Raw genomic sequence first — 14256 nt, forward strand, 5'->3', positions numbered from 1 at the left:
CCCCTGACTTGCGGACGCGACTATTCGAAAACGCCTGCCGTCGCGTGTTCGCCCGGCTTCCCCTTGATGACGAGGGTGCTGGCCAGCATGTCGTGCAGGCCCTGCTTTTTCGCAGTGAAGGCGACCATGATGTAGCCGATCAGCAGGATCAGCGCGGAAAGGATCTTCGCGAGATATCGCCCTACGCCACGCAGGAAGCTGATCCTGTTTCCGCCATCGTCGACGACCACCAAGCCAAGCACCTTCTTGCCAACCGTTGCCTGCCAGGAGGAGCTTTCCAGTCCGGCGAAATAAGCAATGCCGATGATGAAATTCAGCAGGCTGCCCAGCGGGCTCGCGCCTTCGGGTTCTACGCCAGTGGGGGCCAGCGCAGCGTCAAGATCGACGCCGAAATCAATGCCGGTCAGCGTCTGCAAGACCGTGATCGAAATTCCCAGGACGATTATGTCGATCAGATAGGCCGCAACCCTGATCCAGAACCCTGCATAAAACATGTGAAACCCTGCCCCTTCAGTCTGCCCGCATGTGATTAGGAAACGATCATAGTTTCACTGCGAGCGCAAGGTGCTCGAATGAAAAAGGGGGCCGCGAAGGGCCCCCTTTCCGTAGCTCTCGTCGTCCTGCGACTTACCAGCGGAAACGGCCGGTAATGCCGTAGGTGCGCGGATCGTTCGGGTAGCCCGAGACGCTGCGCGGCTGGGCCGGGGTATCGAACACCGTTCCCAGGTTGCGGTCGTCGGTGAGGTTCCGGCCCCACACGGAGATCGAGTAACCGGCTTCGCTCTCGTAGGTGAGCGAGGCGGTAAGGTTGTCGATCTGCGAAGTGAACGGCAGGCCTGCCTCGATCGCCGGCTGACCGTTCACGATCGTACCGTCCGGTCCCCGCACGGCGAAGGCGGGAAGGCCTTCCACCAGTTGCGTTTCGGAGGACCAGAAGTAGTTCACGCGCGGGATCAGCAGGCCGTTGCCAAGATCGGCTTCGTACTGCGCACCGACGATCACGGTCCATTCCGGGATGCCCGACGGACGCGTGCCCGAGATATCGCCCTGCGCCGACTGCTCGAAGCTGTCGAAGGTCGGGTCGAGATAGGTCACCGCGGCGTTCAGCGTCAGGTCGGGGGTGGGGAAGAACGTGCTTTCCAGCTCCACGCCCCAGGTCGACTGGCTGCCGGCGTTGGCCAGCACGAAGCCCGAACCGGTGAAGATGTTGGACTGGAAGCCCTCGATCTCCTGGTCGAACACCGTCAGGTTGGCGCTGAAGAAGTCGAAGTTGGCCTTGATGCCGACTTCCATCACCTTCGATTTCTCAGGCCCGGCGAAGCGCGAGCCGAAGGTCAGGTTGGGCAGGTCGAGCCCGGCAGCGATGATCGCCGCGCGGTCCGTCGGAGACGGGCGGGCATCGCGAGACAGGTTCACCGAGCTGGCCTTGAAGCCCGTCGCATAGCTTGCGTAGATGTTCACGTCGGGCGTGATGTCGTAGGCAAGACGCGCGGTGTAGCTGAAGTTGTCGTCGCTGATCTCGCCGTCTTCCACCTCGTTGGGAACGCCCAGGAACGGCGGCAGGAACTGCAGCGCGCGGAGCGGATTCAGCGGGTTCGCCAGCGGGTTGTTGACGTTGGCTGCGGCGAATTGCTGTGCCCCGGCCTGGATCTGGCCGAAGGCGGCCATGTTGGCTGCGGCGAAGGCACCGATCTCTGCAGCGGTCGCCATGCGACCCAGCATCAGCGCATTGCCGACACCCTGCGCCAGGGCGCCCTGGAACAGCACCTGCTGCCGGAAAGGAGCCAGCTGCGGCGCGTCGAAATCGATCGACGAGAAGATGTCGGTCGACACCGCGTTCTGGGTGAAGGTCTTGCTGTCATCGGTGTAGTTGCCGCCGAGCGTCAGGACCAGACCGTCGACGAGCTCAAAATCAATCTGCCCGAAGATCGAGTAGGCCTCGGATGCGAGGGTGTAGTCTTCGGTGAAGCCCTGCCCTTCCTGGAAGAACTGGCCGACGAAGTTCTGGCCGAAGCTGGCGCTGAACACCTGTTCCAGCGGCGTGGCACCAGGTGCCACCGGGCTGGGGAACAGGGTGAAGGCCCCGCCCGACTGGCTGGCCACCAGCAGGTTGGCGTAGTTGCGGAAGTCCTCTCCGTAGAGAAGCTGATTCGCCTGATCGACGTCCTCGTTGATGTAGAACACGCCCAGCAGCACGTCGATGGCATCCGTGATGGAACCGGCGATGCGGAATTCCTGGGTGAAGGTGTCGATCTCCAGGTCCTGCGAGTTCGGGTAGATCAGGTCGGCACTGGAGAAGTCCGAATCCTGGAAGGTAACGGCCTCCGTCGTGCGGCTGGCGGTGATCGAGGTGAGCGTGAAGTCCCCAATTTCCCAGTCGGCCTGGCCCGAAACGCCGTAGTTGCGGATCTTGTTGGTGGAATCGAAATTGTTGAAGATGACGTCGGCGAACGGATCGTTCGGGTCCGTCACCTGTCCGCCAACGCCGATAACGGCGGCCGTGGCCGGGCCGCTCTGCACGTTGACGACGCCGCAGCAGATCTCGTCGATATCGTCGATATCGCCAATTATGCGGAGACTGAAATTGGTGCCGTTGTCGATCAGCACCTGACCGCGGGCATACCAGCGATCGCGATTGTTGGCTTCGCTTCCGGTGCCAAGGTCGTCGAAGAAACCGTCACGGCTGTTCAGGCCACCACCGATGCTGACCGCGACATTCTCGGACAGCGGGCCAGTGGTGTAGGCGCGCGCCACGAAGGCATCGTAGTTGCCGTAGGTGAGCTCTGCACTGCCGCCGAAGTCGAACTGCGGCTCCTCGGTGGTGACCGAGATCACGCCCGCGGACGCATTCTTGCCGAACAGGGTCGACTGAGGGCCGCGCAGAACCTCGATGCGCTGCACGTTGGGCAGGTCGGAGATGGAGCTGGCGGTGCGGCTGCGATAGACGCCGTCGATGAACACGCCGACCGAAGGCTCGATACCGGCGTTGTTGGCACCGTTGCCGAAGCCGCGGATGAAGAAGCCGGTGTTGGCCGAGGACTGGCGCTGGCCGACGGTGAGCGAGGGCACGACGGTCTGCAGGTCGCGGATGTCACGGATCTGGTCGCGTTCCAGCGTCTCGCCGCTGGTCACGGAAACCGCGACAGGTACTTCCTGCAGGGTCTGCTCACGCTTCGTCGCGGTCACGACGATGCTGTTGCCCTGGTTGCTTTCCTCGCCTGCTTCCTCGGGATAGATATCCTGGCCCGCTTCGGCTTCGTCCTGCGCATAGGCGGCGGCAGGTGCGAGCAGGGCAATGGCGGCGGCACCGCACAGGCACTTGCGCGAAAAACCGGCGATGCCGGCGGTCTTGCTGGTCATTGAATTCTCCATCTCTCCCTCGAAGCCCTGCGCCCCCTTTCTGGGGTATCGACCTGGCTTCAAGCGACCTCTTTTAGGCGGTTCACCAATACCCGCCGGAAAAGCGCCAGACAATCGGGAGTTTACCAACCGATTACGGAAGAAACCGCCTCTGTTACATTCGCGCAACATGGAGGGGTCTAACGTATACGTTAACCAACTCGGCCCGTCGCGACTTGCGGCGCGGGCGCGCATCGGCTATCGGCGCGCGAGTTCGCAGGTGCAGCATATGCCGCCCGCCGTAATCCAGGAAACACACATCATGTCCGCCCCCCTTCGCAACGTGGCGATCATCGCCCACGTCGACCATGGCAAGACCACTCTTGTCGACCAGCTCTTCCGTCAGTCCGGCACCTTCCGCGATAACCAGCGCGTCGAGGAACGGGCGATGGATTCCAACGAACTGGAGCAGGAACGCGGAATCACGATTCTCGCCAAGCCCACCAGCGTGGAATGGGCGCCGGAAGGGGCGCAGCAGAACTATCACATCAACATCGTCGACACTCCCGGCCACGCCGACTTCGGCGCCGAGGTGGAACGCATCCTGTCCATGGTGGACGGCGTGATCCTTCTGGTGGACGCCGCCGAAGGCCCGATGCCGCAGACGAAGTTCGTCACCGGCAAGGCGCTGGGCCTGGGTCTCAAGCCCATCGTCGTCGTCAACAAGATCGACCGTCAGGACGCCCGCGCTTCCGAAGTGCTGGACGAGGTGTTCGACCTGTTCGTGAACCTTGATGCCAACGACGAACAGCTGGACTTCCCCGTCCTCTACGCCTCTGGCCGTTCCGGCTATGCGAGCGAGGACATCGATGCCCGTGAAGGCAGCCTGACGCCGCTGTTCGAACTGATCGTAAGCCACGTGCCCGCGCCCGATCTCGATCCCGACGGCGATTTCGCCATGCTCGCCACCCTGCTGGATCGTGACGCCTTCCTGGGCCGTATCCTGACCGGCCGCATCGAAAGCGGCCGCCTGGAAGTGGGCATGCCGATCAAGGCGCTGGACGTGAACGGCAAGGTTGTCGAAACCGGCCGCGCGACCAAGGTCTTTGCCTATAACGGCCTGGAGCGCGAGCCCGTGCTGCACGCCAAGGCGGGCGATATCGTGGCCATCGCCGGGCTTACCGATGCCACCGTTTCCAACACGCTGGCCGCGCCGCACGTGAGCACTCCGATACACGCGCAGCCGATCGATCCGCCCACCCTCTCCATGACCTTTGCCGTCAATGACAGCCCCTATGCGGGCCGCGAGGGCGACAAGGTGCAGAGCCGCGTGATCCGCGAGCGGCTGGAGCGCGAAGCCGAAGGCAACGTCGCCATCCGCGTGACCGAAAGCGCCGGCAAGGATGCCTTCGAAGTCGCCGGGCGCGGCGAATTGCAGCTGGGCGTGCTGATCGAGACGATGCGCCGCGAGGGCTTCGAGCTTTCCATCAGCCGCCCGCGCGTGCTCTATCGCGAGGAAAACGGGCAGCGCATGGAGCCCTATGAAACAGTCGTGATCGACGTCGACGACGAGTTCTCCGGCACGGTCGTCGAGAAGATGTCGCAGCGCAAGGCCGAGATGACCGAAATGCGCCCGAGCGGCGGTGGCAAGACGCGTCTCACCTTCATCGCCCCGAGCCGCGGCCTGATCGGCTATCACGGCGAATTCCTCTCCGACACGCGCGGCACGGGCATCATGAACCGCCTGTTCGACAGCTATGGTCCCTACAAGGGCAAGATCGCCGGGCGCCAGAACGGCGTGCTGATCTCGATGGAACAGGGCGAGGCCATGGCCTACGCGCTGAACACCATCGAGGAACGCGGCGTCCTGTTCGTCTCGCCGGGCGAGAAGCTCTACGAAGGCATGATAATCGGCGAGAACGCGAAGCCGGAAGATCTCGAGGTCAATCCGCTGAAGTCGAAGCAGCTGACGAACTTCCGCGCCAGCGGCAAGGACGAGGGCATCCGCCTCACTCCGCCGCGCCGCATGACGCTGGAGCAGGCCATCGCCTACATCGGCGACGACGAGATCGTGGAAGTCACGCCCGAGAACATCCGCCTGCGCAAGCTTCACCTCGACCCGCACGAGCGCAAGCGCGCCAAGCGGCAGTCCGCCGAAGCGGCCTGATTCCCGCGGTCGCCTGCGGGCGGCTCAGCGGCAGCGATGCAGGGTGAAGGCACCGCGCGCGTCATAGCTGGCGCGCATGGTGTTCTCGTCCTGCAACGCCATGCGGAACGCCGTCTGCGCGCCTTGCGCTTCCAGCTGCACCACGGCGACCCCGTCGCGCAGCGTCACCTGCTCGACCTCGCCCCCGAAATCGGGCCGGTCGATGCGGGTCGCCGCGATTTCGTAGCGCCGGGTATTCGCGGTGAGGCAGGCAGCGGCGGTTTCGCCCCAGCGCCCCCGATAGTCGACCGGGATGACGTGCGACTGCATCACGGCGGTCTCATTCCCCTCTTGGGCATCGGGCTCGGAGGGGGAACAGGCGGCGAGCACTGCCGGCAGCAGCAGGAGAAAGACACTGAGTCGGCGGAACGTCATGCCCAGTGCCTTTCCGCCAGGATCAGTCCGGCGTAGAGCAGCGCGCCGAACAGGAATGGCAGGAAGAAGCTCTGCCGTTCCTCGGGCAGTTCCTCCTTCAGCACGTTCAGGATGATGCCGCCCGCCAGGAAGGCGAACAGGAACCCGATCAGTACCGGCGACAGGTCCACCGCCAGGCCAGCGACCCAGCCGGCGATAACGGCGGCGCTGATGACCCAGCGGCCCATGCCGTCGTAGGCTTCCCTATGATCCTGCCGCATGCCGAAATCGGCGGTGAAGAAGTGCAAACCCATCGCGACGAAATAGAGCGCCAGCGACCAGCCGCCGGCTTCCTCCCGATGCAGCAGGAGATAGCCGATCAGCGCATTGAACATGCCGTAGGTGACGAGATGCAGGTAGAGCGCCCCGTTTCCGGGCCGGTCCCCTCCCCCCGCTTCGGCATTCTTCGCACGGCTGACTTTCACCATGCGCTCCAGCCCGTAGAACACCGCCAGTCCCGCCAGTGTCAGCGAATAGACCGCGCTTTCGGCCGCCAGTGCGGACAGGTCCAGCTCCTCGACGAATTCGCGCTGGTGCGCGGATATATCGGGAAGAACGTGCAGGAAGACATAGGCCACCGCGACGCCGCCGGCGAAGGAAAGCCAGCGGCTGCGCGGCGTCACGTCGAGGAAATGCAGGCGATTGACGAAAACGTGGATGGCCACGAAGCCCGCGACCATCGCCGCGGTAATCGCGGTCTCCCCGATCATAATCTCACCCTTGCCCATAGCCCCCGAACGCGGGCAACCGCTGGCGCGTTCCGATCACGCGCCGGGCGATGACTGTTGCCCGAAACCGGATGCAAGGCGCTGTGCCGTGCGCCAAGTTCGCCGCCTGGCCACCCAACCCCTCGCCAATCGGCAAAGCCTCGCCTAAAGGCGTCGCGATGGAATTGAGCGATCTTCGCGTGGCGCTGTTCAGCGGCAACTACAATTACGTCCGCGACGGCGCGAACCAGGCCCTGAACCGGCTGGTGGATTTCCTGCTGCGGCAGGGAGCGGACGTGCGCGTCTATTCCCCCACCACCGATACGCCCGCGTTCGAACCGGCGGGCGAACTGGTGAGCCTGCCGTCCGTGCCCATTCCCGGTCGCGGCGAATACCAGTTCTCCACCGGTCTTGGCAGCACGATCAAGGCGAACCTTGCCGAGTTCGATCCGCACATCGTTCACATTTCCAGCCCCGATGTGGCCGGTCACCGCGCGCTGACCTGGGCGCGCGCGCACGACAAGCCGGCGCTCGCCAGCGTGCACACCCGGTTCGAGACCTACCCGCGCTACTACGGCTTCGGCTTCGTGGAACCGGTTTTCGTCGCCCTGCTGCGCCGGTTCTATCATCGCTGCGATGCCATTGTGGCCCCGTCTGCCAGCATGATCGCGGAACTGCGCGAACAGGGCATGCACAGCGATATCGGAACCTGGTCGCGCGGGGTCGACCGACATATTTTCAATCCCGAGCGGCGCGACATGGCCTGGCGGCGCTCGCTGGGCATCGCCGACGACGACATGGCCGTCGGCTTCCTGGGGCGGCTTGTGCTGGAGAAGGGCATCGACATCTTTGCCGAAACCATGGTGGACCTGCGCGAGCGCGAGATTCCGCACCAGGTCATCGTGATCGGTGAAGGACCGGCGAAGGATTTCTTCGCGGAGAAGGTGCCCGAAGCGAAATTCGTCGGCTTCCAGCAGGGCGAGGACCTGGGCCGCGCCGTCGCCAGCATGGACGTGCTGCTGAACCCGTCGGTTACCGAGACCTTCGGCAACGTCACATTGGAGGCGATGGCCTGCGGCGTGCCGGTGGTCGCGGCCGATGCCACGGGCGCATCCAGCCTGGTGGAGGACGGGGAGACGGGATACCTCGTTCCCCCGCGCGACATCGCCGCCTATTCTTCACGGCTGGCCGGCTATGCCGCAGATCCGGCCCTGCGCCGCGCCCATGGCGAAGCGGGCGCGAGGCGCGCCGATGCCTACGACTGGGATACGATCAACGGCGCCGTGGCCGATACCTACCTGCGCCTGATCGAAGCGCGCCGCGCGGACGCCAGGCGCTCAGCGTAGCACGCCCCTGCGCATCATCACGTAGGCATAGACCGCCAGCAGAATCTGGCTGATCCAGATGACCACGGTCATGATCAGGCCCGTCCCGTCCAATACGCCGGCCGGTGCCGGATTGGTGAACTGGTAGATCGAGGATCCCACCAGCCCCAGCAGGCCCAGCGCGAGGGCGAGAAAGGCGTACTGGCTGCGCAGCACCAGCAGGATGGCGCCGAGAAATGCGGACCACACGCCGAGAGCCCAGAACACCTCCATCCACAGCGGAAAGCTGTAGAAATATTCGAGCTGCTCGGGCGTGAAGGCAGACATGTATGCCTCGTTGCGCGTCTGCGTCATGAGGTAATCGTAAGCGCCGAACCCGTTCCACAACAGCGCCAGGATGCCGATCACCCACAGGTGCCACGGCGTGGCGGGACGTTCCATGATGGCCATATGTCAACCTCCCTGTTGCAACCGATCCTAACACGACCGGCCGCAACAGGGAATTACGTTAACCTAGTTATAGACGCTCGATCTTGCGCGCCAGTTCGTCGATCAGATCGACGACCTGGTCCTTGTCCATGTCCTTCAGAGCGCCGCTGGCAGCCTTGTTCTTCAGCACGGTGCCAAGGTTGCCCATGGCGCGGAAAAGTTCCGAAGACCCCTTGGGCCGCGCCTTCTCGCGCTTGCGGCCAAGCCGCGCCCACAGGTCCTCGAGCTCGTCCTTGCGATCCTCCAGTTCGGCAAGACCTGCCTTCGTCGCCTGGAACAGCTTCTTGGCATCGTCGCTGTCCTTCTCGGCGATTGCGCCTTCGTCGGCGAGCATCTGCAGTGTCGGATAGATCGTGCCGGGGCTGGGCGAATAGGCGCCGGCGGTCATGTCCTCCAGCGCCTTGATCAGTTCGTAGCCGTGGCGCGGTTCCTCGGCCAGCATGGCCAGCAGCACAAGGCGCAGTTCGCCGGGGCCGAACAGACGGCGACGGCGCGGGCCTTCGCGGCCTGCCTCGTCACGTCCGCCGCGATGCTGCCCGCTCTTGGCGAACAGGCCGCCGGGGCCGAACATGCCTTTCTTGCCGAAGGGTCCGCCGGCGCCGAACGGGCCGCCAGGACCGAAAGGCCCGCCCGGACCGAAGGGTCCGTCCGCGCCGAAGGGCCCACCGGGACCGAAGATATCGTTGCCGCGATATTCGCGCCGGCGATAGCGACGCGGGCCGCGATCGCTATCGTCATCGAAGTCATCGTCGTTGCCGGCGATCTCTACCTCGATCTCGACGTCGAAATTCTCGTCTTCGGGCTCGCCCTTGCGCTCATCAGCCTCTTCATCGTCGACGGGTTCGATATCCTCGGGCTCGACGATTTCCTCCCGCGCCTTCGAACTGCGCCGCGAGCTCCCCCGCGCGTCAGTCCTGCGCGGCTTTCCCGGCTTTCTCCTATCCTTGTTCATCGTGTCTCTCCAGGTCGTCCCGCTCTTAAGATATATCTTAGACCTATCGTAACAAGATGCGCCGAAAAATTTCTCCCTGTGCCCTGTCGCCGCCCGGACGAGGCGCTACATAGGCGGCATGGCCGATCTTTTTGCCGACGAGATGCCGCAAAGCACGCCCGAACAGGTGAACGCGGACGCCCCGCTCGCCGATCGCCTGCGACCGCGCAGCCTGGCAGAGGTGATCGGGCAGGAACACCTGACCGGCCCCGAAGGCGCGATCGGACGCATGGTGGCGGCCGGCCGCCTTTCCAGCGCGATCCTGTGGGGGCCGCCGGGAACGGGAAAGACCAGCATCGCGCGCCTGCTCGCCGACGAGGTGGGCATGCGATACGAGGCGGTGAGCGCGGTATTTTCCGGGGTCGCGGACCTGAAGAAGGCCTTTGCCGCTGCCGAGCAGGCGCAGAAGGCTGGCCAGCGCACGCTGCTGTTCGTTGACGAGATCCATCGCTTCAACCGCGCCCAGCAGGATGGCTTCCTGCCGTTCGTGGAGCGCGGCATCGTCACCCTGGTAGGGGCGACCACCGAGAATCCCAGCTTCGAGCTCAATGCCGCCCTTCTCAGCCGCGCGCAGGTGCTCATCCTGCGCAGACTGGACGCGGAAGCCCTGGCCAAGCTGCTGGACAGGGCCGAGGAACTCGAAGGCCCCCTGCCCCTGACCGACGAAGCGCGCGAGGCGCTGATCGCGTCTGCCGATGGCGACGGTCGCTTCCTGCTCAACCAGGCGGAAACGCTTTACGCGGCCAATATCGAAAAACCGCTCGATCCGGCAGCGCTGGGCCAGTTCCTGCAGCGCCGCGTCGCCGTGTACGACAAGGATCGCGAGGGGCACTACAACCTCATCTCCGCGCTTCACAAGGCAGTGCGCGGGTCCGACCCGCAAGCCGCGCTGTACTACATGGCGCGCATGCTGGTGGCGGGCGAGGAGCCGCTGTTCGTGGCCCGGCGGCTGGTCCGCATGGCGGTGGAGGATATCGGCCTTGCCGATCCGCAGGCGCTGACCCAGTGCATGGCGGCCAAGGATGCCTACCAGTTCCTGGGAAGCCCCGAAGGCGAACTGGCGCTCGTGCAGGCCTGCCTCTACCTCGCCACCGCACCCAAATCGAACGCCGTCTACAAGGCGCAGAAGGCGGCCTTCCGCAGCGCCAGGGAGACAGGCAGCCTGATGCCGCCGATGAATATCGTCAACGCGCCGACCAAGCTGATGAAGGACGCGGGATACGGCAAGGGCTACACCTACGATCACAATGCGGAGGAAGGCTTCTCGGGCGACGATTACTGGCCCGAGGAGATGGAGCCGCAGCGCTATTACGAGCCGGTCGAGCGCGGGTTCGAGCGCGAGATCAGGAAACGCCTCGAATACTGGGACAAGCTGAGGGCCGAACGCTCTTGAGGCGATTTACGGAGTTCTGCGCCATAGACTGGTCGGGCGCGGTGGGAGAGCGGCATCGCGGGATCGCCGTCGCCCTTGCCGGGCAGGAGGGCCCGCCCCTTCTCAGCGTGCCGGAAGGCGGCTGGTCGCGGCAGGCAGTTACCGACCTGCTGCGAGATGGCCTGTCCGGCGATACGCTGGTGGGCCTCGACCTTGGCATTTCGCTGCCCTTCGCCGACAGGGGAGCCTTCTTTCCCGGCTGGGATGCCAGCCCGCCCGACGCCAGGGCCCTGTGGGCGATGATCGAGCGGATCAGCTCGGACGATCCGCACCTTGCCGCATCCACTTTCGTCGATCATCCGCAGGCCAGCCGCTATTTTCGTCGCCACGGCGGACGCGAGGGCGACATGTTCGGCGGGGGTCGCGGGCGTTTCCGGGTGACGGAGATCGAACAGGCGAAGCGGGGCTGCAAACCCTATTCGAACTTCAACCTGGTCGGCGCGGCGCAGGTGGGCAAATCCAGCCTCACGGGCATGCGCATGCTTCATGCCCTTCGCGGCCAGGTTCCCGTCTGGCCCGTGGATCCGCTCCCCGCCAGCGGGCCGGTGATCGTGGAGATCTACACCGCGCTTGCAGCCATTGCCGCAGGACGCGCGGCATCCCGGGCAAAGATGCGCAGCTACGATGATCTCAATGACGCCCTGGCGGCACTGGGCAGCCCGCCCGTATCCGGCAGCGGCCCGATCGACGATCACGCCAGCGATGCGTTGGTGACGGCGGCCTGGCTGAGGCGCGTGGCAAACGAGCCGGCGCTCTGGACCCCCCGGTTGCTGACCCCGCGGCTTGCGGCGACGGAAGGCTGGACCTTCGGCGTTCCCTAGGTCACCGGATTAGCGGCGCCGCAGTTCGCGGATTTCCTCCACGCGCGGGTCCAGCTTTTGCGGCTGGATCGGTGGCGGCGACGAGAGCTTGCTCTTGTCGCCGGGCTGTCGTCCGGCCTCGATATTCCGGATCGTCTTCATGTTCTCGTCCCGAACCATTTCGGGGATCAGGAAGGCATCGATCAGCCACCAGAAGGCCATCGGGATCAGGCCCACGATGGTCAGCGACAGCACCAGTTGCGCGATTCCCGAGCCCGTGCGACCGAGATAGAAGCGGTGCGCGCCAAAGAAGCCGAAGAAGAACCACAGCAGGTATGTGGCACCGGTGGACTTGCGATGCGCCTCGAAAATCAACTGCTCGCGGGTGCGGGAATCCATTGTTCGCTCCAGATTCGTCCCATGCGGATTGAAGCACATCGGACTGACGAAGCAACCCGAATCTTCCTCTGGATTTCTGGCGCGTATTGGACCAAAGGGGCCACCCGCATTAGCATGCGCGCCGGCTTAGCTCAGTTGGTAGAGCAGTTGATTTGTAATCATCAGGTCAGGGGTTCGACTCCTCTAGCCGGCACCACCCCCTCAGATCACGCTCCTGCCGTCACCGTCCGACGGCGACGTAGGTGAACCCGTGTCGCTCGACGTCGCTGCGGCTGTACAGGTTGCGCAGGTCCACCAGCAGCGGGTTCTTCAGCAGGCTCTTCACGCGGTCGAGGTCGAGAGCACGGAACGTGTCCCACTCGGTCACGATAACCACGGCATCGGCACCCTCGATGGTATCGTAGGGTCCGTCGCAATAGGTGACGTTGTCGATCACCTTCTTCGCCTGCTCCATGCCTTCGGGATCGTAGGCCTTCACCCTGATGCCCGCGTCCTGCAACGTCTGCACGACGCTGATCGCCGGGCTGTCGCGCATGTCGTCGGTGTTGGCCTTGAAGGTCAGGCCGAGAACCGCGACGGTCTTGCCGTGCTGGTCGCCGCCGCCTAGGACATTGATGACCTTGCGGCCCATGCCGCGCTTGCGCTGGTCGTTGCTGGCGACCACGCTTTCGACGATCCGCAGGGGACTTTCGTAATCCTGGCCGGTCTTGAGCAGCGCCAGGGTATCCTTCGGGAAGCAGCTGCCGCCGTAACCGGGGCCGGGCTGAAGGAAGCGGTTGCCGATGCGGCTGTCGAGGCCGATGCCCTTCGCCACGTCGCGAACGTCCGCGCCCACTTTCTCGCACAGGTCGGCGACTTCGTTGATGAAGCCGATCTTGGTGGCGAGGAAGGCATTGGCGGCATACTTGGTCAGTTCCGCGCCGCGCCGGCTCATGCTGATGAGCGGGGATTCATTGCGCGTAAGCGGACGATAGACTTCGCAGAGCACGGTTTCGGCGTGCTGGTCGTTCACGCCGATCACCACGCGGTCCGGCCGCTTGAAGTCGTCGATCGCGGCGCCTTCGCGCAGGAATTCGGGGTTGGAGGCGACGGAGAACTGGAGATCGGGCGCTTCCTCGCGGATGATGCGTTCCACCTCGTCGCCCGTGCCCACCGGGACGGTCGACTTGTCGACGACCACCACGCCATCCGGAAGCAGCGGCGCCATCTCGCGCGCGGCGGCGTAGACGTAGGACAGGTCCGCATGGCCATCGCCGCGCCGGCTGGGCGTGCCCACCGCGATGAACACGGCGTCGGTCCTGGGCAGCGCCTCTTTCAGGTCGAGCGTGAAGGACAGCCGGCCGGCCTCGACGTTCTTCGCAACCAGTTCGTCCAGTCCCGGCTCGAAGATCGGGATCTCCCCGTTCAGCAGGGCGTCGATCTTCGACTGGTCCTTGTCGACGCAGATCACCTCATGCCCGAAATCGGCGAAGCAGGCCCCTGAAACCAGGCCCACATAGCCTGTCCCGATCATCACGATACGCATAGGAAATTGGTCCTCAGATTGGTTGCAGCAGTCCTAGGCAACAGGCTTGAGCCCGGCAAGCGACGGAAAGAACGGCAAAACATGGCTACCCGCGCCCGCGATAGGACGCCACGCCCTGGTCCGGGACCCACAGGCCCCCGGGCGGGGCATCGCTCTGCCAGAATACGTCGATGGGAATTCCGCCGCGCGGATACCAGTAGCCGCCGATCCGCAGCCAGCGCGGCTGCATCTCGTCGAACAGGCGCTTGCCGATGCCGACTGTAACGTCCTCGTGAAACCCGCAATGGTTGCGGAAACTGCCCAGGAACAGCTTCAGGCTCTTGCTTTCCACGATGGTTTCGCCGGGCGCATAATCGATCACGAGGTGCGCGAAATCGGGCTGGCCCGTCACCGGGCACAGCGACGTGAATTCGGGCGCGGCGAAGCGCACCAGGTACAGCTGTCCGGCGCGCGGATTGGGCACGTAGTCCAGCACCGCCTCCTCGGGCGATGCGGGAAGCGCGCTTTGCTGGCCCAGATGCAGCGGGGAAGTGTCGTCGCTCATGCGCGCCCAAATGGCCTGCATCGCCGCGCCGCGCAAGCGGCTGGCGCACCAGGTGTGCCATTTACGATCACTCTGGAAGCGGTTA

The 14256-nt window shown here is 64.5% G+C and carries 13 protein-coding genes and 1 tRNA gene; 5 read left to right on the top strand and 9 right to left on the bottom strand.

Features of this window, described 5'->3' with window-relative positions; all coding sequences use genetic code 11:
- Nucleotides 1-20 precede the first annotated feature (20 nt).
- On the bottom strand, nucleotides 21-494 hold the full coding sequence (locus AAA989_RS02775; RefSeq protein WP_338241012.1) for an RDD family protein: 474 nt from the start codon (nucleotides 492-494) through the stop codon (nucleotides 21-23).
- Between the two features lie 133 nt (nucleotides 495-627).
- Nucleotides 628-3360, bottom strand: coding sequence for a TonB-dependent receptor (locus tag AAA989_RS02780; protein ID WP_338241013.1), 2733 nt, complete (start codon nucleotides 3358-3360; stop codon nucleotides 628-630).
- A gap of 301 nt (nucleotides 3361-3661) precedes the next feature.
- Between AAA989_RS02780 and typA the strand changes: the two genes are divergently transcribed.
- Nucleotides 3662-5506, top strand: a complete 1845-nt coding sequence (gene typA, locus AAA989_RS02785) for a translational GTPase TypA (RefSeq protein WP_338241014.1) — start codon at nucleotides 3662-3664, stop codon at nucleotides 5504-5506.
- 24 nt (nucleotides 5507-5530) lie between these two features.
- Here the strand turns inward: typA and AAA989_RS02790 are convergent, their stop codons facing one another.
- Entirely contained in the window at nucleotides 5531-5920 is a 390-nt protein-coding gene (locus AAA989_RS02790; RefSeq protein ID WP_338241016.1) for a hypothetical protein, read from the bottom strand.
- Complete coding sequence (locus AAA989_RS02795) at nucleotides 5917-6669, bottom strand: hypothetical protein (RefSeq protein ID WP_338241017.1); 753 nt, start codon at nucleotides 6667-6669, stop codon at nucleotides 5917-5919. Before AAA989_RS02795 ends, AAA989_RS02790 begins: the two co-directional genes overlap by 4 nt.
- Nucleotides 6670-6845: 176 nt before the next feature.
- Between AAA989_RS02795 and AAA989_RS02800 the strand changes: the two genes are divergently transcribed.
- Complete coding sequence (locus AAA989_RS02800) at nucleotides 6846-8012, top strand: glycosyltransferase family 4 protein (protein WP_338241018.1); 1167 nt, start codon at nucleotides 6846-6848, stop codon at nucleotides 8010-8012.
- Here AAA989_RS02800 and AAA989_RS02805 read toward each other — a convergent pair.
- Nucleotides 8004-8441 (bottom strand): hypothetical protein, encoded by a 438-nt coding sequence (locus AAA989_RS02805; RefSeq protein ID WP_338241019.1) that lies wholly within the window; start codon nucleotides 8439-8441, stop codon nucleotides 8004-8006. The genes AAA989_RS02800 and AAA989_RS02805 overlap by 9 nt on opposite strands.
- Nucleotides 8442-8508: 67 nt before the next feature.
- A complete protein-coding gene (locus AAA989_RS02810) occupies nucleotides 8509-9432 on the bottom strand; it encodes a PadR family transcriptional regulator (protein ID WP_338241020.1) in 924 nt (307 codons plus the stop codon).
- 118 nt (nucleotides 9433-9550) lie between these two features.
- Between AAA989_RS02810 and AAA989_RS02815 the strand changes: the two genes are divergently transcribed.
- Entirely contained in the window at nucleotides 9551-10864 is a 1314-nt protein-coding gene (locus AAA989_RS02815) for a replication-associated recombination protein A (RefSeq protein WP_338241021.1), read from the top strand.
- A complete protein-coding gene (locus AAA989_RS02820; RefSeq protein ID WP_338241022.1) occupies nucleotides 10861-11724 on the top strand; it encodes a hypothetical protein in 864 nt (287 codons plus the stop codon). Before AAA989_RS02815 ends, AAA989_RS02820 begins: the two co-directional genes overlap by 4 nt.
- A 9-nt stretch (nucleotides 11725-11733) precedes the next feature.
- Here the strand turns inward: AAA989_RS02820 and AAA989_RS02825 are convergent, their stop codons facing one another.
- Nucleotides 11734-12102: a TM2 domain-containing protein gene (locus tag AAA989_RS02825; RefSeq protein WP_338241024.1), complete on the bottom strand. Its 369-nt coding sequence runs from the start codon at nucleotides 12100-12102 to the stop codon at nucleotides 11734-11736.
- Between the two features lie 120 nt (nucleotides 12103-12222).
- Here AAA989_RS02825 and AAA989_RS02830 point away from each other — a divergent pair.
- Nucleotides 12223-12298 (top strand) — tRNA-Thr (locus AAA989_RS02830).
- Between the two features lie 24 nt (nucleotides 12299-12322).
- Here AAA989_RS02830 and AAA989_RS02835 read toward each other — a convergent pair.
- The gene (locus AAA989_RS02835; RefSeq protein ID WP_338241025.1) at nucleotides 12323-13627 is read right to left on the bottom strand and encodes a UDP-glucose dehydrogenase family protein; all 1305 of its coding nucleotides are present in this window, start codon (nucleotides 13625-13627) and stop codon (nucleotides 12323-12325) included.
- 85 nt (nucleotides 13628-13712) lie between these two features.
- Entirely contained in the window at nucleotides 13713-14171 is a 459-nt protein-coding gene (gene queF, locus AAA989_RS02840; protein WP_338241026.1) for a preQ(1) synthase, read from the bottom strand.
- Between the last annotated feature and the right edge of the window lie 85 nt (nucleotides 14172-14256).

The sequence above is a fragment of the Aurantiacibacter hainanensis genome (assembly GCF_036321025.1).
Taxonomy (GTDB): Bacteria; Pseudomonadota; Alphaproteobacteria; order Sphingomonadales; family Sphingomonadaceae; genus Alteraurantiacibacter; species Alteraurantiacibacter hainanensis.